Annotated in this window: 21 protein-coding genes; 6 read left to right on the top strand and 15 right to left on the bottom strand. The window is 50.7% G+C overall.

The genetic code is table 11. From position 1 onward, the window contains the following. The first annotated feature begins 106 nt into the window (after nucleotides 1-106). Together H8B09_RS22910 and H8B09_RS22915 are read left to right on the top strand one after the other, a co-directional pair. Nucleotides 107-499: a VOC family protein gene (locus tag H8B09_RS22910; RefSeq protein WP_191205912.1), complete on the top strand. Its 393-nt coding sequence runs from the start codon at nucleotides 107-109 to the stop codon at nucleotides 497-499. Between the two features lie 15 nt (nucleotides 500-514). Continuing rightward, on the top strand, nucleotides 515-973 hold the full coding sequence (locus H8B09_RS22915; protein WP_191205913.1) for a VOC family protein: 459 nt from the start codon (nucleotides 515-517) through the stop codon (nucleotides 971-973). 113 nt (nucleotides 974-1,086) lie between these two features. Here the strand turns inward: H8B09_RS22915 and H8B09_RS22920 are convergent, their stop codons facing one another. From H8B09_RS22920 to H8B09_RS22930, 3 genes are all read right to left on the bottom strand, one after another. Beyond that, nucleotides 1,087-1,911: a class I SAM-dependent methyltransferase gene (locus H8B09_RS22920; RefSeq protein ID WP_191205914.1), complete on the bottom strand. Its 825-nt coding sequence runs from the start codon at nucleotides 1,909-1,911 to the stop codon at nucleotides 1,087-1,089. Nucleotides 1,912-1,931: 20 nt separating this feature from the next. Continuing rightward, nucleotides 1,932-2,558: a pyridoxamine 5'-phosphate oxidase family protein gene (locus H8B09_RS22925; protein WP_397376092.1), complete on the bottom strand. Its 627-nt coding sequence runs from the start codon at nucleotides 2,556-2,558 to the stop codon at nucleotides 1,932-1,934. A gap of 161 nt (nucleotides 2,559-2,719) precedes the next feature. Then, entirely contained in the window at nucleotides 2,720-3,634 is a 915-nt protein-coding gene (locus tag H8B09_RS22930; RefSeq protein WP_191205916.1) for a LysR family transcriptional regulator, read from the bottom strand. 130 nt (nucleotides 3,635-3,764) lie between these two features. Here H8B09_RS22930 and H8B09_RS22935 point away from each other — a divergent pair, with 130 nt between their 5' ends. Both H8B09_RS22935 and H8B09_RS22940 read left to right on the top strand, forming a co-directional pair. Beyond that, entirely contained in the window at nucleotides 3,765-4,520 is a 756-nt protein-coding gene (locus H8B09_RS22935; RefSeq protein ID WP_191205917.1) for an SDR family NAD(P)-dependent oxidoreductase, read from the top strand. Nucleotides 4,521-4,553: 33 nt separating this feature from the next. After that, on the top strand, nucleotides 4,554-5,297 hold the full coding sequence (locus tag H8B09_RS22940) for an SDR family NAD(P)-dependent oxidoreductase (RefSeq protein WP_191205918.1): 744 nt from the start codon (nucleotides 4,554-4,556) through the stop codon (nucleotides 5,295-5,297). Between the two features lie 432 nt (nucleotides 5,298-5,729). Here H8B09_RS22940 and H8B09_RS22945 read toward each other — a convergent pair whose 3' ends face one another. The 12 genes from H8B09_RS22945 to H8B09_RS23000 all read right to left on the bottom strand — a co-directional run bounded on the left by H8B09_RS22945 (nucleotide 5,730) and on the right by H8B09_RS23000 (nucleotide 17,704). Beyond that, complete coding sequence (locus tag H8B09_RS22945) at nucleotides 5,730-7,424, bottom strand: type 2 periplasmic-binding domain-containing protein (protein ID WP_191205919.1); 1,695 nt, start codon at nucleotides 7,422-7,424, stop codon at nucleotides 5,730-5,732. Between the two features lie 92 nt (nucleotides 7,425-7,516). Next, a complete protein-coding gene (locus H8B09_RS22950) occupies nucleotides 7,517-8,392 on the bottom strand; it encodes a carbohydrate ABC transporter permease (protein ID WP_191205920.1) in 876 nt (291 codons plus the stop codon). Nucleotides 8,393-8,404: 12 nt separating this feature from the next. After that, the gene (locus H8B09_RS22955; protein WP_191205921.1) at nucleotides 8,405-9,337 is read right to left on the bottom strand and encodes an ABC transporter permease; all 933 of its coding nucleotides are present in this window, start codon (nucleotides 9,335-9,337) and stop codon (nucleotides 8,405-8,407) included. A 330-nt stretch (nucleotides 9,338-9,667) separates the two neighbouring features. Further along, the gene (locus H8B09_RS22960) at nucleotides 9,668-11,284 is read right to left on the bottom strand and encodes a response regulator (protein WP_191205922.1); all 1,617 of its coding nucleotides are present in this window, start codon (nucleotides 11,282-11,284) and stop codon (nucleotides 9,668-9,670) included. 113 nt (nucleotides 11,285-11,397) lie between these two features. After that, entirely contained in the window at nucleotides 11,398-13,188 is a 1,791-nt protein-coding gene (locus H8B09_RS22965; RefSeq protein WP_191205923.1) for a cache domain-containing sensor histidine kinase, read from the bottom strand. A 173-nt stretch (nucleotides 13,189-13,361) separates the two neighbouring features. After that, entirely contained in the window at nucleotides 13,362-13,523 is a 162-nt protein-coding gene (locus tag H8B09_RS22970) for a hypothetical protein (protein WP_224753898.1), read from the bottom strand. Between the two features lie 49 nt (nucleotides 13,524-13,572). Next, nucleotides 13,573-14,352 (bottom strand): hypothetical protein, encoded by a 780-nt coding sequence (locus H8B09_RS22975; RefSeq protein WP_224753899.1) that lies wholly within the window; start codon nucleotides 14,350-14,352, stop codon nucleotides 13,573-13,575. 2 nt (nucleotides 14,353-14,354) lie between these two features. Next, nucleotides 14,355-14,978, bottom strand: a complete 624-nt coding sequence (locus H8B09_RS22980; RefSeq protein ID WP_191205926.1) for a cyclase family protein — start codon at nucleotides 14,976-14,978, stop codon at nucleotides 14,355-14,357. Nucleotides 14,979-14,995: 17 nt separating this feature from the next. Beyond that, nucleotides 14,996-15,340, bottom strand: coding sequence for an EamA family transporter (locus H8B09_RS22985; RefSeq protein WP_191205927.1), 345 nt, complete (start codon nucleotides 15,338-15,340; stop codon nucleotides 14,996-14,998). Beyond that, the gene (locus H8B09_RS22990) at nucleotides 15,337-15,687 is read right to left on the bottom strand and encodes a DUF2304 domain-containing protein (protein ID WP_191205928.1); all 351 of its coding nucleotides are present in this window, start codon (nucleotides 15,685-15,687) and stop codon (nucleotides 15,337-15,339) included. The genes H8B09_RS22985 and H8B09_RS22990 overlap by 4 nt, the downstream gene beginning before the upstream one ends. Further along, nucleotides 15,684-16,394 (bottom strand): glycosyltransferase family 2 protein, encoded by a 711-nt coding sequence (locus tag H8B09_RS22995; protein WP_191205929.1) that lies wholly within the window; start codon nucleotides 16,392-16,394, stop codon nucleotides 15,684-15,686. Before H8B09_RS22995 ends, H8B09_RS22990 begins: the two co-directional genes overlap by 4 nt. Next, nucleotides 16,394-17,704 carry an ArnT family glycosyltransferase gene (locus H8B09_RS23000; protein ID WP_191205930.1) on the bottom strand — a complete coding sequence of 437 codons (1,311 nt, stop codon included), beginning with the start codon at nucleotides 17,702-17,704 and terminating at the stop codon, nucleotides 16,394-16,396. The genes H8B09_RS22995 and H8B09_RS23000 overlap by 1 nt, the downstream gene beginning before the upstream one ends. A gap of 306 nt (nucleotides 17,705-18,010) precedes the next feature. On the opposite strand from H8B09_RS23000, the gene H8B09_RS23005 reads away from it, so the two are divergent. Together H8B09_RS23005 and H8B09_RS23010 are read left to right on the top strand one after the other, a co-directional pair. Continuing rightward, nucleotides 18,011-18,304, top strand: coding sequence for an ArsR/SmtB family transcription factor (locus tag H8B09_RS23005; protein ID WP_191205931.1), 294 nt, complete (start codon nucleotides 18,011-18,013; stop codon nucleotides 18,302-18,304). A 67-nt stretch (nucleotides 18,305-18,371) separates the two neighbouring features. After that, nucleotides 18,372-20,945, top strand: a complete 2,574-nt coding sequence (locus tag H8B09_RS23010) for an FAD-dependent oxidoreductase (RefSeq protein ID WP_191205932.1) — start codon at nucleotides 18,372-18,374, stop codon at nucleotides 20,943-20,945. Nucleotides 20,946-21,025 lie beyond the last annotated feature (80 nt).

Below are 21,025 nucleotides of genomic sequence, written 5' to 3' on the forward strand. Positions count from 1 at the left end.
GAAAATATTGCTATTCGATTCAATTATGAACTTTTCGTGATAAGTTGTTTGTTTTCATTGTTTCTCAGCGTTTCTTAGTACGGACAATAATAAAAGGAGTGATACTGTGAGCTATATTACTAGACTTGCTGGCGTTGAAATCCCTGTCTCAAACCTGAAAGCGGCCATCGAATGGTACGAGGGAGTGATTGGCGTGAGGACTGTAGGTGAATTCAATGAATCGTGGAAGGAAGCGATGCTTGACTTTCCTGGTCATCCCGCAGGGATTTATCTGGTTCAGACGGATTCAGCAGATCGACTGAAGTTCCATAATACGAACCATGGGTATACACAAAGCGTCGTTGATTTCTATACCGAGGATCTAGCCGGCTTTCATCAGTATTTGCTGTCGCTTGGCGTGCCAACGAATCGGCAGACGATTGATGTTCAGCCTGGTGAGATCAGCGGGTTTGGCTTCTTCGATCCTGACGGCAATTCATTAGGAGCAACTAACGGATAAGGAGGTCTAATGAAGATGACTCAATCGTTCATTGTGCCGCGCGTAGCAACAATTGAAATTCCCGTATCGAATTTGAAGGCAGCTATTCGCTGGTACGATCAAATTCTCGGGTTAGAAGCGGTCGGCGTATATGAGGATTGCTGGACAGAAGCTATGTTTCAGTTTCCTGGAAAGCCCGTTGGTGTGCCTACAATCTATCTGGTTCAGACAGACTCGAGCGAGCGGCTGCGATTTTATAACACAAACCGTGGGTATACGCAGAGCATCATCGATTTCTATACACCCGATTTAGCTGCTTTCCACAAACATCTCAAGTCGCATGATGTGCAGACGAATCGAGAGACGGTCGCTCTCAAGCCCGGCGAGATCAGCGGCTTTGGATTTTATGATCTCGACGGTAACTCCTTTGGAGCAACGAACGCTATGCATGAAGGGCAGGAAGAAAGGCAATTGGCGGATGCTTGGGCTTACTAATCACGCATATCAATGCTGATTACCCATCATTCACGCTTTGCGGAATCTGTTTGCTACGAGCAAATATAACTAAGTGCCGCCCCTGCAAGGACGGCACTTTGCATTTTCCTACATCAACCCCTCTTCGTTCCGCATGCCATAAAGAACATCATCATCGCATGAGCTTGAGGAGAACTGACAAAACGTTCGTACGATCTCTTTAGATCTTCATACTCATGCTCCGCAATGATTCCATTCTTATAGAAACCTGCGAATCGCTCTATATTCAGTTGACGCTTGAACCCTTCAAGCCCATGTAAGTCGCTATGTTGAAGCACCGCATCCATATCGACGTCGCTGTATCCCGCTTCCGCGAGTAACCGCGGCAAACTTCGGCCAATATGACGGTTTCCACCTCTAGATGCCTGCACCTGCGCTAGCTTCTTCAATATAGAGGGCAGCACATCTAAGTCAGGTTGAATTGCTCCAAAAACGCCATCATCGATGTCGATGATAACGAGCTTACCGCCAGGTTTGAGCATACGTCGTATTTCGAGCGCTGCTTCAATAGGGTCATGAAGATGAAGGAATAACAGACGCGCGATCACAAAATCATAGGTATCATCGGGTAACCCACTCTCGTACACCGATGCTTGTATAAAGGTAACTCTGGATGTCGGTACATCTTTTAATCGCTGCCTCGCGATCTGCAGCAGCGTATCGTCAATGTCCAGCGCCGTAATCGTGCTATGAGGCAGGTGAAGCAGCAGCTGTTCCGTAACGAAGCCTGGTCCGCTGCCAACCTCCAATACCTTCATACCATCCTCCAGCCCCCACCACCTTAACACTCGGTATTCTTTGTCCCATCCCATTAATGCTTGTTCTCGCAGCCTTAGCAGTTCTTCTTCCGCCCCGATACTCACCTTCTCAAAATGATAGCCAGATTTGCGATCGTTCATCGCTTTCCCTCCCCCTTATCTCAATAAAGCCGATTCTTATATCCGTCCGCCAGACGGTCAGCTACTGTTTCCGCTGTTACGCCATCCATTCGGGCATGGTCAGCAATGATGGCAGCCGATGATGGGAGCTGCTCCTTGTCGAGCCATGCTTCCGGCTTCCACAGCTGGGAGCGAAGGAATGCCTTCGCACAGTGCATGTAGCATTCTTCGACTTCCACCACAATCCCAACAACAGGTGCACGGTCCTTAACCGCCATGCGGCTTAGAAGCTTCTCGTCCTTCGTAATATAGGCGCGCCCGTTGATTCGCAAAGTCTCTCCGAGTCCTGGAATCAAGAACAGCATGCCAACATGCGGGTTCGCAATAATGTTGCGCAGCGAATCGATGCGCTTGTTGCCCGGACGTTCCGGAATGACCAGATGCCGATCATCCAAGACATCCACAAAACCAGGACCGTCCCCTCTTGGAGACACGTCGCATTGGCCTTGCGAATTGGAAGTGGAAAGCAATACGAATGGCGATCTTGCGATAAAATCCCGACAATGATGATCCAACTGCGCAATCATCTTGCGCTCAACGAGCTCGCTCGGAAATCCGATCAACGCGCGCAGCTCTTCTTCCGTTCGAATCAATTGGCTTCTATTTATCTCTTGTTCGTACACAAGCAGCCACCCTTTCAACGTTTGCTGGATTTGATAATATTACCATGCAATCAAACCATCTAATCAGCGAAAGTTAAAAAATTTCAACATGCCAAAAAAGCCGTAAGTGTAAAACTTACGGCACTTTCTTCATTTTATACAAGTCGTTATGACTCATCCTGCATCAACTGAAGCTTCAGCCGATTAATGAACAGCTTCAAGATTCTCGACTTCGCGGCATTATGATGCATCGCCCAACCTAACGGCACAGGACGGTTAATCGGCACATCCATATCCATGATGATTAACTCAGGATCGTTCGATAAGTATTCACTGCCTTTAAGGAAGGTATAATCTACGCCAACGGAGATTGCCATCTCCTCTCTTAGTGCCCCTCTAATCGCAGCCGAGTTGTTCGTCGTGAACAGCAGATCCACATGACCGTATTGCCGTCCGAACTTCTCAATGAACCAACCCAAGTAATCCTCCTTATAGAGCACAAGCGGATAACGCTGAAAATCTTCAATGCTTACCGACTTCTGCAGCGACAACCGATTATTCCGATTCAAGAAACAGACAAGCTTTGTATCCATCACCTTCGTAAACTCGAACTCATCGATGCTGGAGCGCAAATCTTCGTATAGAACGATGAGGCCAAGGTCAACCTTATGCTGCCTAATATCGCTCATAATCTCTTGCGAGCTCTTCTCCGAGATCTCAATCCGCACATTGGGAAAATCCCGCTTGAAGCCTGCGAGTGTCTTCACGAGCAAATACATAGGGCCTGGAATCGTTGCGATGCGAAGCTCGCCGCTCATTGTATTCGAATAGCTTCTAGCCTCTTCTTTGAACGCATGTATCTGCTCAAGAATAATGGCCGCCTTCTGAATGAGTGCAAGACCTTCTGCCGTCGGAAAAGTGCCGTTGCGCGATCGCTCGAACAGCTCTACGTCGAATTCAGACTCCAAATTCGAAATGGCTTGGCTGAGCGCTGGTACGGACACGAATAAATTACGCGCCGCCGTTGATAATGAATTCGTCTTGGCGATTTCGACGATATACGTTAACTGATCAATGTTCACGGTGCTCCACCTGTTCCTTAAGCGTGGCTTAACTCAACCTAACATTTAGTTAATTTATTATTACACAAGCCAGTCCTATAATGAAAGTGTAACGAGCAAGCCAACATCTTTGAGAAGAAGGTGCGTATATATGCGTTTGAATGGACAAATAGCGCTTATTACCGGGGGAGCAACCGGCATCGGCAGAACAACTGCCATTCGCTTCGCGAAAGAAGGCGCCAAAGTCATTGTCACGGATATTAATGAAGCTGGAGCAAACGAAACAGCAGCTCAAATTAAAGCTAACGGCGGAGAAGCTATCGCCTTCCGTCATGATGTAAGCAACGAAGACAACTGGAAGCAGATCGTAGAAGACGCTGTGAAAGCTTACGGCACCATTGATATTTTGTTTAATAATGCAGGCATCTATGTGATCAAGCCGCTGTTCGAGACAAGCGTCGATGAGTGGAACCGGATGCTGTCGATCAATGTGACTGGCGTGTTCCTCGGCATGAAACATGTTATTCCCGTTATGGCTAAGCAAAAGAAAGGTTCTGTCATTAACGCATCGTCGATAGCTGGTCTCACAGGTGCGCCAGGCCATACGATGTATGGCGCTAGCAAAGGCGCTGTTCGCATCATGACGAAGGACGCCGCAATGGAATTCGCAACGCTAGGCGTTCGCGTCAATTCGATCCATCCGGGATACATTAATACAGCAATGGTTGAATATGCGTCGGAGACAACTAAACAAAGCAAAGAGCAGTTGGGACAAGCAGTCTCTCCAATGGGTCATGTAGGCTCGACGGAGGACGTTTCGAATCTGGTGTTGTTCCTTGCTTCGGATGAATCCTCCTACATTACAGGCGCCGAGCATGTGATCGACGGCGGCGCAACAGCTCGATAAAAGTTCGATAAAGAAAACAAGAGGTGCGTGAAAATGCGATTTACTAATAAAGTAGCAATCGTAACTGGCGGGGCAAGCGGAATTGGCGAAGAAACAACGCGGCTGTTCGCAGCGGAAGGCGCTAAGGTCGTCATTGCCGACTTCTCCGAACGCGGCGAGACGGTGGCGCAAGAGCTTCGCGACAGCGGATATCAAGCATTGTTCGTTCGTACGGACGTTACGAAGGAGTCGGACGTACAGGCTCTGGTACAGGCAACCGTCGAGAAGTTTGGCAAGATAGACATCCTGTTCGCCAATGCTGGTATCGCGAACGATGCTCCCGGTCATGAACTGACGATCGACAAGTGGCAGCGGACAGTCGATATTAACTTGACCGGCGTCTTCCTATGCGACAAGTACGTAATCGACCAAATGCTGAAGCAAGGAACCGGCGGCGCGATCGTCAACTGCGGCTCCATTCACAGCCATGTCGGCAAAAGCGGCGTAACGGCTTATGCAGCAGCCAAAGGCGGCGTGAAGCTGCTTACGCAAAGCTTGGGCATAGACTATGCGAAAGAAGGCATTCGCGTCAATGCGATCTGCCCAGGCTACATCGATACGCCGCTTATCGCAGGCCGCAATGAGGCAATAACGCAGCATCTCGTCGGCCTTCATCCGATGGGCCGGCTCGGCCGTCCAGAGGAAGTGGCGAAGGCCGTATTATTCCTCGCAAGCGATGATGCATCGTTCATTACGGGCGCCAATCTGCTCGTCGATGGCGGATATACGGCACAATAACGACACAGTAACCGCACAATGAAAAACCTGCTGTTCATATTGAAACGCTGGACCACTCGGGTCCAGCGTTTTTTGGGTTCCATCGAGATTGGAACGGTTGTGACAGAGTTTATTTGGCTTCAAATGCACTATTTTCAGGAATAACGGTTACTATTGTACTTATTCGTTCATTTTGGAGCAGACAGCGTCCATTTCTCCCTACTTAAAACTAATAGCAAACGTTGCATTTCAAATCGTATGAATGGCGTACTATTAGCGTCTCCTGCAACCGTTACAGCCGAGCCCGATACGAAACAAACGCGCTGCCACCAGTCGAACACAACGCCCCCTCCACTATGCGTCGCATCTTGGCCCAATTCCTGCACCAGCAACGCGTGACTCAAATGCAACAAAGCCGCAAGCGCTTGGCTCACGGCTTTGTTACAAACCTAATTACTTAACGCCCTTCTTCTCGAGGTCAGCAAGGTGACGTTGGTACATAACCTTCTCAACCTTCTCAGCGCCAACTTGATCCATTTGCGTAACGAAGTCGTTGTAGATGCTGTCGAAATCAGCATCGTTCTTGGACAGGATCAGCTTCGGAATCGTTTTGTTCCACAGATCTTTGACCTTCGCGTTGATTACGCCCTCTGGGGACGAACCGTCTGGCTCAAGGTTATCCATGCCAAGCGAGTACTTGTCGTAGTTGTATTTCTCGAGAAGCTTAGCGGCCGCGAATTGCTCTGGTTGGTCCGCTTGGAAGTCACGCGCTGCCGCGGAATCCCACAGCTTGCCCGAACGCCACATCAACGTCGAAGCTTGGAAGCCATATTTCGCATACCAGCCGCCGTTGTCCTTCAACATCATGTCACGAACTTCCGGCTTGAACGTCGGAATGCCGTCCACCAGATCGTATGTCTCGCCTTCTTTGCCATAACGGAAGTCCATTTGACCTTCATCCGACCAAGCGTACTCTGCCCAACGGATAATGCGTTCTGGGTTCTTCGCAGCCTTCGTGATGAAGAAACCTTGCCAGCCCATCAGACGGGATGCCGGATAACGCGGATCTTGGCCGTTAGCTTTGAGACCGCCGATAACTTCGTATTTCTTGTCTGCGCCAATCGTGCTCTCGATCTTCGGATTGAAGTCCGCATAGATGTTGTTCATGAAGTTGGAAGCGACTGCGTATTGCGCACCGTACAGCTTCTCTTGGTACTGCTCTTGTTTGTAGATCAGCAACTGCGGATCGAACAGCCCGTTGCGGCTCAGCTCGCTCATGTAACGGAATGCCTCGATGAAGCCTTTGTTGCGCATAGGGTATTGCAGGATTTGTTGATCGTCGATCACTTGCTCTTCCAGAAGCTTAGGCGAGAACGAATCGATCAGGAAGTCCATCGACAAGCTGCCTTGGAAGCCGTTCTTGGCAACGTCGAAGAATTCGACGCCAACTGGATTCACATCCGGGAATTTCTCTTTCGCTGCTTTGAGAGCGGTCATCAGATCATCCGTCGATTCAATCTTCGGAGAACCGATTGCCTTGTAGATGTCGGAACGAATGAACCATGGACGGATTGGCGTAATTGGAATGCCGCTCGTCAGACGGTCAGCCGTCTCATAGTTGTTCGGCAGGTACCACAGCTTGCCGTCGATCGAGTGGTATTTCACCATGTCCGGATCGAGCATTTTCTTCAGCTCAGGTGCGTATTTGTCCATCAGCTCGTCCATGGAATACACCATGCCGTTGTTGATGAGCTTCGTTACCGCTGGGTTGTTCCAGTCGAGCATGATCGTATCCGGCAGGTCGCCGGAAGCAATCATCGTATTGAGATAATCTTCATCATTGCCGGTTGCAAGCTTACGGTCGATCTTAACGCCTGTCTTCTCCGTTGCTAGCTTCATTGCGTATTGATCTTTCCAGAGGTAGTTGGAAGCCCAGTTGCCGTAGAAATATTGCGAGAATGTGAATGGTGACGTATCGATTTTCCACGATGGACCATCAGCCGTCTGCGTCTGCGCAGTATCAGTCGATGTGCCTGTATCGCTCGGTTTGTTGTCTGTCTTGTCCGATTCGCTGTTCGAGCCGCAGCCCGCCAAGAGCGTCAGCGAGAGTGCTGCAGTTGCCAGTACCTTCAAGCCAGTTCCTTTCATCTAAAGACCTCCTAATGAATGGTATTATCTGTTTCATGTATATACTTTAAACGGCTGCACGCCGATAAAGCCTTGATTAACGGACTAGCGGATTAACCTTTGACCGAACCGATCATAACGCCTTGGACAAAATATTTCTGCACGAACGGATAAACGAATACGATCGGCAGTGTCGTAATGACCATCGTTGCCAGCTTTAGAGATTGCGCCGTTACGGAACCGAAGCCAAGGCTGCTCGCAATGATGCTGACATTGCTGTTGGAGCTAATAATCTGCATCAGAATTTGCTGCAGCGTCTGAAGATTCTCGTTACCGAACAGCATGGCGTCGTACCAGGCATTCCAGTGAGCGACCGCGTTGTACAAGGCGATCGTCGCCAGCACCGGCTTCGAAACCGGCAGCACGAGCTGGAAGAAGATACGCAGATCGTTAGCGCCGTCGATCTTCGCCGACTCCTCCATCTCCTTCGGCAATCCTCGGAAGAACGTCAGCATCAGAATTGCATTGAAGACGCTGAACAAGTTGGGAATGATGTAGACGAGAAAATGTCCCTTCAGGTGCAAATATTTCGCAACCACGAGGTAGTACGGGATAATTCCCCCGCTGAAGTACATCGTGACGATGGCAAGCATCAAGAAGAATCGGCGACCGAGCAGCTCCGGCTTCGATACGCCATAAGCGAATGCGCCGGTGAACAACACCGCCGTAGCGGTACCGATCAGCGTGCGGGCAACCGTAACGCCAAACGCGTGAATGATGTTGTCGTCGCGGAACACCATTTTGTAGTTCTCGATCGATAACTGGCGAGGCCAGAACGTAATGCCGCCCCTAGCTGCGTCTGTTGGATCATTAAACGAAGTAATAACGATATTGTAGAACGGATACAGCGTCACGATCGCTAAGCATAGCAATAGTAAGACGTTAATCCAGTCGAAGCTTCTTCCCGCCCAGCTTTTTGAAGCAATCATACAGCAGCCTCCTTAGAACAGACTTTCTTTCGTAATTTTGCGTGACGAGTAGTTCGCAGCGTACATAAGAACGAAGGCTACTACAGATTGGAACAATCCGATGGCCGTTGCATAAGAGAATCGACCGGATACTAGTCCTGTTTTGTACGAATACACCGATAGCACATTCGCTGCATCCTGCGTCATCGAGTTCTGCATCAGATACAGCTGGTCGAAGTTCGAGTTAATCAAACCGCCGACGGATAGGATGAGCAGAATGATGATTGTTGGTTTCAGTGCCGGCAGCGTAATGTGCCATACACGTCGGAACCGATTGGCACCGTCCACGGTAGCCGCTTCATACAACTGTGGGTCGACACCTGCGATCGCTGCCAGATAAATAATCGAGTTCCAGCCGATGCTCTTCCAAATCTCCGTGAACACGACCAGCGTCAGGAACGATTTCTCGCTGCCCATCAACATGGTATCGCTTCCAATCACGTGCAAATGAACGAGCATCTTGCTTACAACGCCTGTTTCAGGATCAAGCAGCGTGTACATGAGGCCAACGACGAGCACCCACGATACGAAGTAAGGCAAATACGACAGCGATTGCACGATTCGCTTGAACCGTTTGAACATAAGCTCATTAAGCATCAGCGCCAGAAAGATTGGAGCCGGGAAGCCGAACACAAGCTTGACGATACTAATGACCAACGTATTGGAGAGCGATTCACGGAACGTCGGATCGTTGAACAACTCTCGGAAATTATCTAGCCCAATCCATGGGCTATGGATAACGCCGTGGAATGGCGTATAGTCCTGGAATGCAATAATAATGCCGTACATCGGAATATAGTTGAAAACGATAATCCACAACACGGCAGGCAATGTCAGAAGCATCAAATATCGCTGCGTCCAAAACTTGCGTCCTAGACTGCTGCGCTTGGCAGGCACACTGCTCATGACCAACCTTCCTTTCTTTCGTAAGCGGTGAGTTCTCGGTGCTGAAAACCGAACTTGGTGAACACGCACTTAAAATGTTTGTAAGCTAATTATATAAACCGCCTTCATCACTCGAAATGCAAAAAAACAACGCGGCTCTCAAAATCCAACGATGTTTGAAAGCGCTGTCTTGTCTCGCGCATCATGGTAGGGTTATCGGTAACAATTAGGAGGGCAAAAAAGACGTGCCTGAGCAGCACGTCGCGTCGCGGAACTCCAAACGAGATGATTTGTACAGCAAGTTCCCATCAGGGTGATCGATAACTCGATCCTCGGCACAACACTCGCAGCTTACCGCCGCTGTGCCAGCTCCTGATACTCGCTAGGTGTCATACCGTAAGCATTCTTGAACAATGTACCAAAGTATGAAGTGTTCGGGATGCCGACCTGTTCAGCAATCGCAGCAACCTTCTGTTTCGTCGTGCGCAGCAGCTCTTCGGCCTTATTCAAACGGTACTCATGCAAATAATCGTTAAGCGATCGGCCCGTCGACTTCTTGAACAACATGCCTAGATGGTTCGGCGATACGAATACCTCCTGAGCAGCCATCGTCAAATTCAGCTCCGTCGAGCCATAGCTTCTCTCAATCAGCGCAATCACCTTACCAACGATATAATCGTCCTTGTTCGTCCGTTTCCCGCGCAGCCGCTCTATCACGCCTCGAATCGTTTCTTCAACGTCACGGTACAGCTCATTCAGCGGCCGGATGGCAAGCAGCTCCTGCAGCTTGTGCGCTTTGTGTTCGGCAAGCTGTTCATCGAGCAGCGACAGCTCGTTCAGCACACTGTCGAGCAGCGAACCCGCGTACACGTGACCCGCACCTGGATGGGCTTGGAACAACGCGAAGAGCTCACGAAGAGATTCCTCTGCTTTCGTCTCCTCCAATGCAGCAGCATGCAGACGAATCGAACGAACATGCTCCTGACCGGCGCGGTTGAAAGCTTCCCGCTCCGCTGCGAATGCTGACCGCGCGGCTTCTGCTTCATTGAAGCGAATTACTTCGCTGCCTGCGCCTGTGAACAGGCCTAGCTGCAGCGCGCTCACCGCCTGCTTACAGGCAGCACCCAGCCCACTCCAATCCGCAGCGTCATCTGCGATGCCGATTGTAATCCGTGGCAATCCCGTGCCAGCAGGATCTTCGCTCATTCTGATAAGTATCGCTGCTTGCAGTTGTCTCGCTAGCTCACGAAGATGCTCCGTCTCGCCAGGCTTCAAAGGCAGCAGCACCGCAACCGCATTCGCACCTGCCGTCTCCGCTTGAAGAGGCAGAACAAGCACGGATCGATCGACCGCCTGCTCGATCCATTGCTCAAGCACCCCGGCATCCCGATTCATCGCACTTGGAAGCTGCATCGCACATAGCGCATATGACTCACTAGCCAATCCTTCGCTGCGAAGCAGCCGAACTTCCGCTTCACCCTGAAGCGCATCGTTCCCGTTCAACACTTCAGCGATCATCTCTCTAAGGACAGCCCGTTCCCCTACTTGGAGCCGTTGCTGCAGCATGGCATCGTCGGCCCGCTTCAACCGTTCCTCATCGCAGCTCTGCACAACTCTCGTCATCGTGCTGAGCATTTCCTCTTCTTCCACAGGTTTCAGCACATAATCGACTGCACCGAAACGAAGCGCATCGCGGGCAAAGTTGAAATCGTCATAGCCCGTCAACACAACGATCCGTACAGCCGGCTGCCGCTCCTTGATGCGGTTTGCCATCTCTATTCCGTTCATGCCAGGCATTTGAATGTCCGTGATTACGATGTCCGGTTCCCACTGCATCGCTTTATCGAACCCGTCGATTCCATCTACCGCCGTTTCGATCTCGCTAATGCCCATGCTGCTCCAATCGAGAAAATCGACAAGCCCTTCGCGCTCCCATCGTTCATCCTCTACAATTAGCATTTTGTACATCGTCACACTCCCCCTTTCCTAGAATCCAAGAAATTAAAAGTTTCACCCTTTACATAAGCTTGGATTTCTCCGGAATGAAACTCACTTCGCCATCAATGACGGCTACAGCCGTTTCACCTTGCTGCAAAAACAATCGTCACAACCGTTCCGATGCCCGGTCGGCTGTATATATCAAAGCTGTGCTGCTCGCCATAGTACGTCTTGAGCCGCTCCTTAATGTTGCGAACAGCGTAGCCGCTGCTGCTTGTCCGTTCGACGCGGCCCTCCAGTACATCTTGCGCCGTACTCATCTTCATGCCGACGCCATCATCGATAACGCTCAGGCGAACGCGATTGTCCACGAGCTCGCCTCGTATAATAATCGTCCCGTGCGACCGCTTCGGCTCGATGCCGTGGTTCAATGCATTCTCAACGATCGGCTGCAAAATATTTTTGACCGTCGCATATTCGTAGATCGCTTCATCCAAATCAAAAATAACGTCGAAACGGTCCTCGAACCGGAATTTCTGAATTTGCAAATACGCCTTCACCATATGAATCTCTCGCTCTACGAGCGTCTCCGAGCTGCCCTGATTAAGGACAAGCCGATAAAACTTCGCAAGCGAATCGGAGATGCGCGTCACCTCAGGCACCTTCGCCTTGCGCGCTACCCATGAGATCGTCGCCAGCGTATTGTACAGGAAGTGCGGATTGATCTGCGATTCCAACGCCTTCAGCTCCGCCTCCCGCTCCAGCAGCTCCGACTTGTACACCGTCTCGACAAGCTCATGCAGCCGCCCCGTCATCATGTTGAAGCTGAATGCCATCTGGGAGAACTCGTCATTACCTACAACGGGGAGCGAGACGTCGAGCGAACCTTCTCTTACCTGCTTCATCGCTCGGTGAAGCGACTTCATGCGCGACAACAGCTTCGTCGTCACGTAGTAAACGAGCAGACACAATAGAATTAACGCAGCTAACAGAACAATCAGCATCCAGCCGATCGAATGTTTAACCTCGCCATTAAAGTGACTGACGGGAAAAATGCCAACAATGCGCAGCCCCGGACCTGCAAGCGGGATCGAGATAACGATCGAGGATACATCCTTCACCTTCTCCACCTTGTTCACTCGTTCATTAAGCGGCAGCGTCGAGATGTCCAAGCCCTCTACTTCCTTCTTATAAAGAGCAGGCTCGTTGCTCGATACGACAGTCCCGCTGGAATCAACGACGAATACGCTTCCAAAACTGCCGGAAATCGAATCCTTCATCGAGCGGAACAGCTCATCTTGCGTCACTTCAATCTCTACAAGGCCTGCAACATCATTGTTGCGAATGGAGTAAATTTTGCGATTGTAGGAGAATACGTCCTCCAGCTTATCCGCTTCCAGACGCTTCGTCTGCAAATTCTCTTCATGCAGATCTCGCCATTCGGTCTTCGACTGCCGATCAACGAGAAAGCCGTTATATTCCTTAAGGTTTCGAATTCGATCCATGGTGAAGAAGCCATTATGCGGCTCATAGAGCTCCGGGATGGTCGCATTGTCCATGTACACATGGACGGAATAAATGTATGGATTCTGCCGCATGATGTTATCGACGACAGGTGCAATATTGTATCGGTAGTCTTCCAACTGAAAGCTCTCTTTAATAAAGGAGCTGCCGAGAAACGTCTGAATGCGCGAATCAAACGCTATAATTTGCGAGATGTTCTCGATCATGATCATTTTCTCGGATACGCTGTTCTTCGTCTGCAGCAGGTTCTGTTCCATCACCGTCTGGGCCTGGGAGATCGCCGATTTCGACGCTTGAACATATAGAATCAAGCCGGTAACGCTCAGAGATGCGAGCAGAATCGACATATAAATCGTAATGAACTTCTTCCTTACGCTCCAATTCTGATAGAAACGAAACACGTCGATCATTGTCGTCCTCCTCTATCCTAACTGCGATGCTGCGTTCCTATTCTATCACGAGCAGTCAAGCGTTTGAAACCGCTGCCATAAGACTCTGCTGCATGAAAAAACCTCCAGTTCCGCTTCCTGATGGAATCGAAGACCTGGAGGCCAAATAAAGGCTGACTTTCACTAAGCGTATATCACTTATCCAACTTCATAACCGGAGCAATCGTCTGCTGTGCCTCCAGCCTCTCATTGATCTGATCCAGCGAGTGCTGCAGCTGCTCCATTCTTCGCAGGCCGGAATACTGATTGCCAATAATGCCAGCCAGTCCGATGATTACCACAATCGTAAGAAACATAATGCACCCTCCTGTTCGCATGCTGTTATTATGCAAATTGGGATAATGATCAGCGCCTAGATAATTGAACAGTGTTATGAACCAAGCTTGCTGCATACCCGCGCTTGTCCTTCTGAACTACAATCATTTCGTAAGCGATCTCGTTGTAATGATGAAAGTCTTCTGGCGCAATGAAGCTCTCATAATGATAATCGAACGTATTATCTTCAATCGAAGTTTTATCGGTTTGCTGGACAATCTGCTGCTGAGCAAGCCGGCTAGGCAGCACAATTTCATACTCAAACGATTCGTGCCCCGACTTCGTGAACGTCGCATCCAGACTGGCCTTATTGACGTATTCTTTTCCCTCATAGGTTCTCAACTGCCAGGTCGTCTCCCCTGTGGGCGCACTTATGTTGATAGCATCAAAATAATATTGCCCCGTGTGGAGCTCAGCGACTATCTCATCGCGCTCATTGAGCAATCGGACAACATTGAATTGTTCAATATAATAGGGCATTGTTAGCATGATGCTGAACTGTCCGTTATTATTAGACGTGCTCACAGGAATAGCCGAGGTCGTTACGACGGTCTCATCTTGCATGAATACAACTTTATCCACCTGATCATTATATGCCGTATGAAAATGTAAGCTTAAACTCCGACTCGGTCCATCCTGATTATAGAACAGATACGACACTCGGCTTGCATTATCGCCTTCCAATGCAATTACGGGATTCGCAGCTTTACTGCAGCCCGTCAGCCAGACGATTATTAGCATGATCAATAGGAGTTGAGCCTTAAGCAGCAGTCTCGTCGAAACGACATATTTTTGCACCAAACTACCCAATGCTACTCTCTCACTCTCGCTATAATTCGAGCAATCGATGAATCAGCTTGAATGCGCAGCGGCAGCGCAATAATCTCGAACGAATCGATATCAAGCAGCTGATCGACATTGTTCAAGTTCTCTGCAATGAGAATTTGATGGCCGAACAGCAGCTTATGAACCGCATGCGGCGCTTTATCAGGCGAAGGCATGTCCATGCATACCATCGGCACTTTCTTGCGAACAAGCAGTTCCCCGAACGCCACCGTCAGCTCCGGATACTGTGTAAAATAATCCGGCTGACCAAACCACTTGCCCCAGCCCGTATGGAGGACGACGATCTGACCCTCTTGAATCTGTGACTCGTATTGCTCCATGTAGTCAATCTCGTCCAAACCGGACACATCCAAGAGACAAGCATCGCCGATGAAACGCTCGATCGGAATTTCATGAAGATACGTATGAATATCAAGCAAGTGCATCGGTCCGTCGATATGCGTCCCCGCGTGCATATTGATCGTCAGCTGATGATTGTTGAACGCATCGACCGCATAGAAACGACTCTGCGCCAGCACGGTCTCGGAATCGCCTGGGAAAGGCGGCAATCCATTCTGAATCAGATGCGTCAAATCTATGATTCTACTCATCGTCTAGAAGCCCCTCTCTACTTCGCTATCAAATATACGCCGAACAAAATAACAACGCAGCCGGCAATCTTCGTGAAGGGCAGCGTCTCATCAAATATAAACCATGCAGCGAGCAGTCCGAGCACATAGGCCATGCTCTGCATCGGATAGGCGACGCTGAGCGGAAGCCGCGTCAGCACGGCGAACCAGAGCAGTGTCGCCACGCCATATAGCACAAGTCCGGACCAAATCGCGGGCGACTGCGCAATTCGCAGCCAGTGAAGGCCGTCTGTGCGCTGCAGTCCCATTTTGAACAAAATCTGACCTGCCACGAGCAATAACACATTCCCAAATAGAAGCAAATAACTGATCGTCTTGCTCACCGTATACCACCCTCGCCTTCCCGATGCCGGCCCTTCATGATCGCAAGCTCCTGTGTCAGCCGCAGCACTTGACCCGTCAGCTTGGAGATAACGAGCGTCAGGTGAAGGATGAACGCAAAGCAGAATAACAGACCGAAGAGGAACAACAGCGCCGGCGCATATTTGACATCAAGCCACTCGGCGATCCTCTCTAGAAAATGCACATTAAACGATACGCCGAGCAGCAGAACGCCGAACAAAATCCACAGAAGCGAGTACTGCTCCTTAAGACGTTGTCGGCGAACAAGCTCAAGCACTGCAACAAGGAACAAAACCGAGAATACAATCGATATAACGTAAATGCTCATCCGCTTGTCTTCACCCCGCGAACCCTCACGCGCGATGCGCTCATTAGGACGGACAATGTCACTTTCAGCATGTAATAAACCGACTTCAGCGGCGTAATAGACGAGCGTCCCGCCTCGCGGCTGCGCATCTCCACGGGCACCTCGGCAAGACGGCAGCCTCTGCGCTTCAGGTATACGATTGATTCTACTTCCGGATAATCAGACGGATAGTAGTTGGCGTAAAGGGCAATCACCTTCCGGTTAGCGGCGCGGAAGCCGCTGGTCGTATCAGTAAAACGCTGCCTCGTCACGAAGCTGACAAGCTTCGAGAAGAATAGAATGCCTACTCGTCTTGTTGCTGACGAACGATACGCGGTCTGTTCCACATAACGCGAACCAATGACGAGGTCGCTGTACGGGATTGCCGCCAGCAATTTCGGCAAATCGGCTGCACGGTGCTGACCGTCTGCATCCATTTGAACAGCTGCATCATAACCATTCTGGTACGCATACAAGTAACCCGTCTGCATGCCGCCGCCGATCCCGACATTGAATGGCATCGTGATCACCTCGGCGCCGGCGTCTCGTGCAATGGCTTCCGTCCGATCCTTCGAGCCATCGTTTACGACGACGATATCCACTTCCGGCGCATGCTCGCGAATGTCGCCAATCACTTGCGCGATGCTTCCCTCTTCATTGTAGGCTGGGATAATAATGAGCGTTCTCATTAAACAGTCTCCCCTTTATGCAGCGATTGCTGCCTCCCATTAGCTGCTTGCCGATTGCGAAGACGGCTGCTTACGAATGTATAGATCCGCTCGATCAGGAAAGCGGCGAACAACGTAATCAATACCATATTCGGATAACCATATCGCGAGAAAGCGACGAACGGCAGATAGATGGCTGTAAAATAAAGCAATGTCAGCAGCACGGGCAGTTGACGTTCGATCGGTCGGCGAATCATCGCCCAGACCAGGCCAACTAGGCTGACGGTAACGAGCGCCTGTTGAATCCATTTCATCGCATCGCGGCCAATCGGCCAGACTGGGCGCCAGTAATAAGGATTCAAGTATAGCTCTGCCATTTTGCCAAGGGTAAACCAGTAGCTATATCGAAGCGGTTCATGTGTGAAGCCATACCGGATAATATCGAGTCCCTTATGTATCGCAGTGCTGTCCGAGCCTTGGAATACCGTCTCAGGTGAATACTCTGGATGGGCCTCGAAGAAGCCGGCAGGCGGCATGGCACCGAGAATACGCGTCCCGAGCAGGAACGGACTGCCAGCCGAGTTCGTGAACAGAACAAATCGGTCGAACGTGATTAGATTGCGAATCCACCACGGGAGCAGCAGTACAATGTATGCCCCTGCCATAACCGCGCCGAATTGCACCATTTGCTTGAACGTATATTTGCGCTTCAGCCACAGCAGTAAGAAGATGGCTGGATATAAGGAAGCATGCGGCTTGAAGTAGGCGGCCGCTGCCACAAGCACGCCGACTACGGCATACATCCCCCAACGTCTGCGTTCAATGGCAGCAATCGTGGCGCAGATGAGCAGCAGCACAATCGTCTTGAACGTCGTCTCTGTCAGAATCTCGCCAGATGAGAAGTAATCGGGCCAGTACAGCGCACTGATGACGCATGCAATGATAGCCGCACGCTGATTGAACATGTACCGGACGATGAAGAAGACTAGATAGATCGAAGCAGCTTGCTGCAAGCACTGAAATAGGCGGAAGGCGATCATGCCGCCGTCATGGCCGAACAGCCACATGAAACCAGACAGAATCAACACGATGCCTGGCATGATGAACAGTGTCGGGCTGGTACCGCTGTTATAGGCGAGAGTGCCCTGTTCGAGTAAGATTTGGGCGCTGCGAACATATTTCACATCGTCATTGTTTGGCTTCTGCAAATCCCCGAGTAGAAAATAATTGCCGTACGCAAGTACGATAATAGCCGAGATAAGCAGTACAGCGATTGCGATGCCATGAAGCGTCCTTCGCATGGCTATCGGCGTATCTTTGAGCGTAAACACTTGAGGCATCCTCCTAAACTTCGTTTCATTGTTATCTTTTCCCAAAATATGCATCTGCACACACAGAATCCTGCGACGAGACTGCACAGACGGCATTTCCCCATCATACCAAGATATGACGTTCCGGATAAGGGAAAAGTTCCCTATTTTCATATTTAATTTTCATTAAATAAAAGACATGCGTCTCGGTGTACACACGCATAAACAAGGTTGTTATCCATATCGTTATATCGTAATATTGCGATATAACGATATCCGAAATGTAAGACGCAACATTCTACACTCCACTTGGAGGTGACAGCTGCTATGGAACCGGATTTCCGGCAGTATTACGAGACGGCTGAGCTGCTCAAAGCGCTCGCACACCCAGTAAGATTATGTATTGTAAACGGACTGCTCGACAAAGGGCTTTGCAATGTATCTTACATGCAGCAATGCCTATCCCTCCCCCAGTCGACGATTTCGCAGCATCTTGCCAAGCTGCGTTCGGCAGGAATTATTGAAGCGGAACGCTCCGGACTTGAGGTCCACTACCGGATTAAAAACGAGAGGGTCAAGAAGCTGATTCAGGCTCTGGCTGTCCCATCGACAGAAGCCTAACGGTCAAGCGATTGAACAACCGCTTATCGAAAGAATATGCAAACATACCTACATCAGGAGGATCATCATGTCCAAATCACAACGCGTTGTTATTGTTGGCGGCGTTGCAGGCGGCGCCTCGGCAGCCGCTCGGCTTCGACGACTGGATGAACACGCCGAAATTATTATGTTGGAGAAAGGCGAGCATATTTCGTTCGCCAACTGCGGTCTGCCTTATCATATCGGCGGAACGATTCAAGATCGCGGCAAGCTGCTCGTACAGACGCCTCAAGCGATGCGTAAGCGGTTCGGCATTGACGTTCGTACCGAAAGCGAAGCAACGGCGATCAATACAACAAAGCATGAAGTGACCGTCCGTCAAGCAGACGGCTCGACCTACACGCTGAGCTATGATTCGCTCGTGTTGTCGCCAGGTGCGAAACCTCGCCGCCCCGCAATCGAAGGGCTCGATAGCTGCCGAAGCGTCTACTCGCTCAGAAGTCTACGCGATATGGACCGAATCATGAGCCATCTAGATGAGAATCCAACACAACGCGCGGTTGTCATCGGCGGCGGCTTCATAGGCGTGGAGACTGCCGAAAATCTCCGCGATCGCGGTATGAACGTTACGCTTGTGCAGTCCGGGCCGCATATCCTTGCGCCTTTTGACTCGGAGATGGCGGTGCTGCTTGAACAGGAAATGGAGCATCGCGGCGTCACGCTCGATTTGAACGTATCCGTCAAACGTATGCGCGAACAGGATAATGGCGAGATGGTGCTGACGCTTACAGACGGCACAGAACTTCGCGCAGGCATCGTGCTTCTCGCGACCGGCGTTAAGCCAGATACAAGCTTCCTCTCCGGAAGCGGCATTAGTCTTGGTGCGGACGGGCATATCATGGTCGATCATCAAATGCGCACGAACGTTGCGAATGTGTATGCCGTAGGCGATGCGGTCATGACGACTCATCGGATTACAGGCCAGCATACTGCGATTCCGCTCGCAGGTCCTGCGAACAAACAGGGCCGCATCGTGGCAGACGTTATTAGTGGACTGCCGACGACTTACAAAGGCACGCAAGGAACATCCATCGTCAAAGTATTCGAACTGACCGGCGCATCCACTGGCCTTCATGCACGCGAGCTCAATAGGCTTGGCATTCCGTTCCATGCCGTTCATCTGCATCCGCAGCCGCATGCATCCTATTATCCAGGCGGCTCGCCTATGTCGCTGAAGCTGTTGTTCCGTCAGGATGGCCGCGTGCTTGGCGCGCAGGCTGTCGGCTACAGCGGAGTTGATAAGCGGATCGACGTGATTGCAACGATTATTCGTCTCGGTGGCTCCGTATCGGATCTGACCGAGCTGGAGCTGGCATACGCGCCGCCGTATTCGTCGGCGAAGGATCCGGTTAACATGGCTGGCTATATGGCCGAAAATGTACTGAACGGCATGACCGACGTCTATCATACCGAACACCTTGCGGAGCGCGATACCGCATCGACGATGCTGATCGACGTGCGGACGCCGCTGGAATTCGGTAACGGATCGATTCCTGGTGCGGTCAACATTCCGGTGGACGAGCTTCGCGATCGGCTAAGCGAGCTTGACGAGAGCAAGACGATATGGGTATTTTGCCAAGTTGGCCTGCGTGGTTATACGGCTTCACGAATTCTTGCGCAACGCGGCTTCCGCGTACGCAACCTGTCCGGTGGCTACAGGACGTATAAAGCGACGCTTTTTAAACCTAAGAAGCCGGTTCAAACCGTTGCATCTGGCACACCTAACATCGGGGGCGGCACCAGCACCAGTGGAATCAACAAGCCTGACAGCAAGAGCAGCAGCCCAGCAGAGAAAGGTGCAGTGTTCAGCATGATCAACGGAACTTCGGCTGCGAAGCCGACAGGCACGACATCAACAGAGAAGTTGGATGCATGCGGGTTGTGCTGCCCAGGTCCGCTCATTCAAGTAAAAGAGCGCATCGATCGGCTCGCTGACAGCAGTACGCTCGAGGTTACCGCAACCGATCCTGGCTTCTATGAGGACATTCGCGCATGGTGCGAAATGACCGGCAATGAGCTGCTGAATATTCAGAAGGAAGCCGGTACGATCCGCGCTTCGATTCGCAAAGGGCTGGCATCGGCTGCTGTTGATCTTGCTATGGCTAATACCGCCGCGGGTGTATCGGGTAACAAGGACGGAGCAACATTCATCGTCTTCGACGGCAGTCTCGATAAAGCCATCGCCTCCTTCATTCTCGCGAATGGCGCCGCTGCAGCAGGCAAGAAAGTAACGATGTTCTTCACCTTCTGGGGCTTGAACATGCTCCGTAAATCTTCCCCTCCATCGGTGCATAAGACAGTCGTGGAGCGAATGTTCGGCTGGATGATGCCGCGCGGGTCGAAGAAGCTGCCGTTGTCCACCATGCAGATGATGGGCATTGGACCGAAGATGATCCGCGCCGTTATGAAGAGCAAGAACATCGACTCGCTCGAGCAGCTAATGGAGTCGGCGATTCGCCAAGGCGTTGAGATCGTCGCTTGCTCGATGTCGATGGACGTCATGGGCATCAAACGCGAGGAATTGATCGACGGCATCTCGGTTGGCGGCGTCGGTTATTATCTTGGCCAAGCCAATAAGGCGGGCACGAACTTATTTATTTAATGGTTACGATAAGAATGGTTTACCCTAGGAGCAGCCCTGCTGCTCCTTTTGTCGTTACTTCCGTAAATTGGATACGTGCT

It is taken from the genome of Paenibacillus terricola (assembly GCF_014779765.1).
GTDB lineage: Bacteria > Bacillota > Bacilli > Paenibacillales > Paenibacillaceae > Paenibacillus_T > Paenibacillus_T terricola.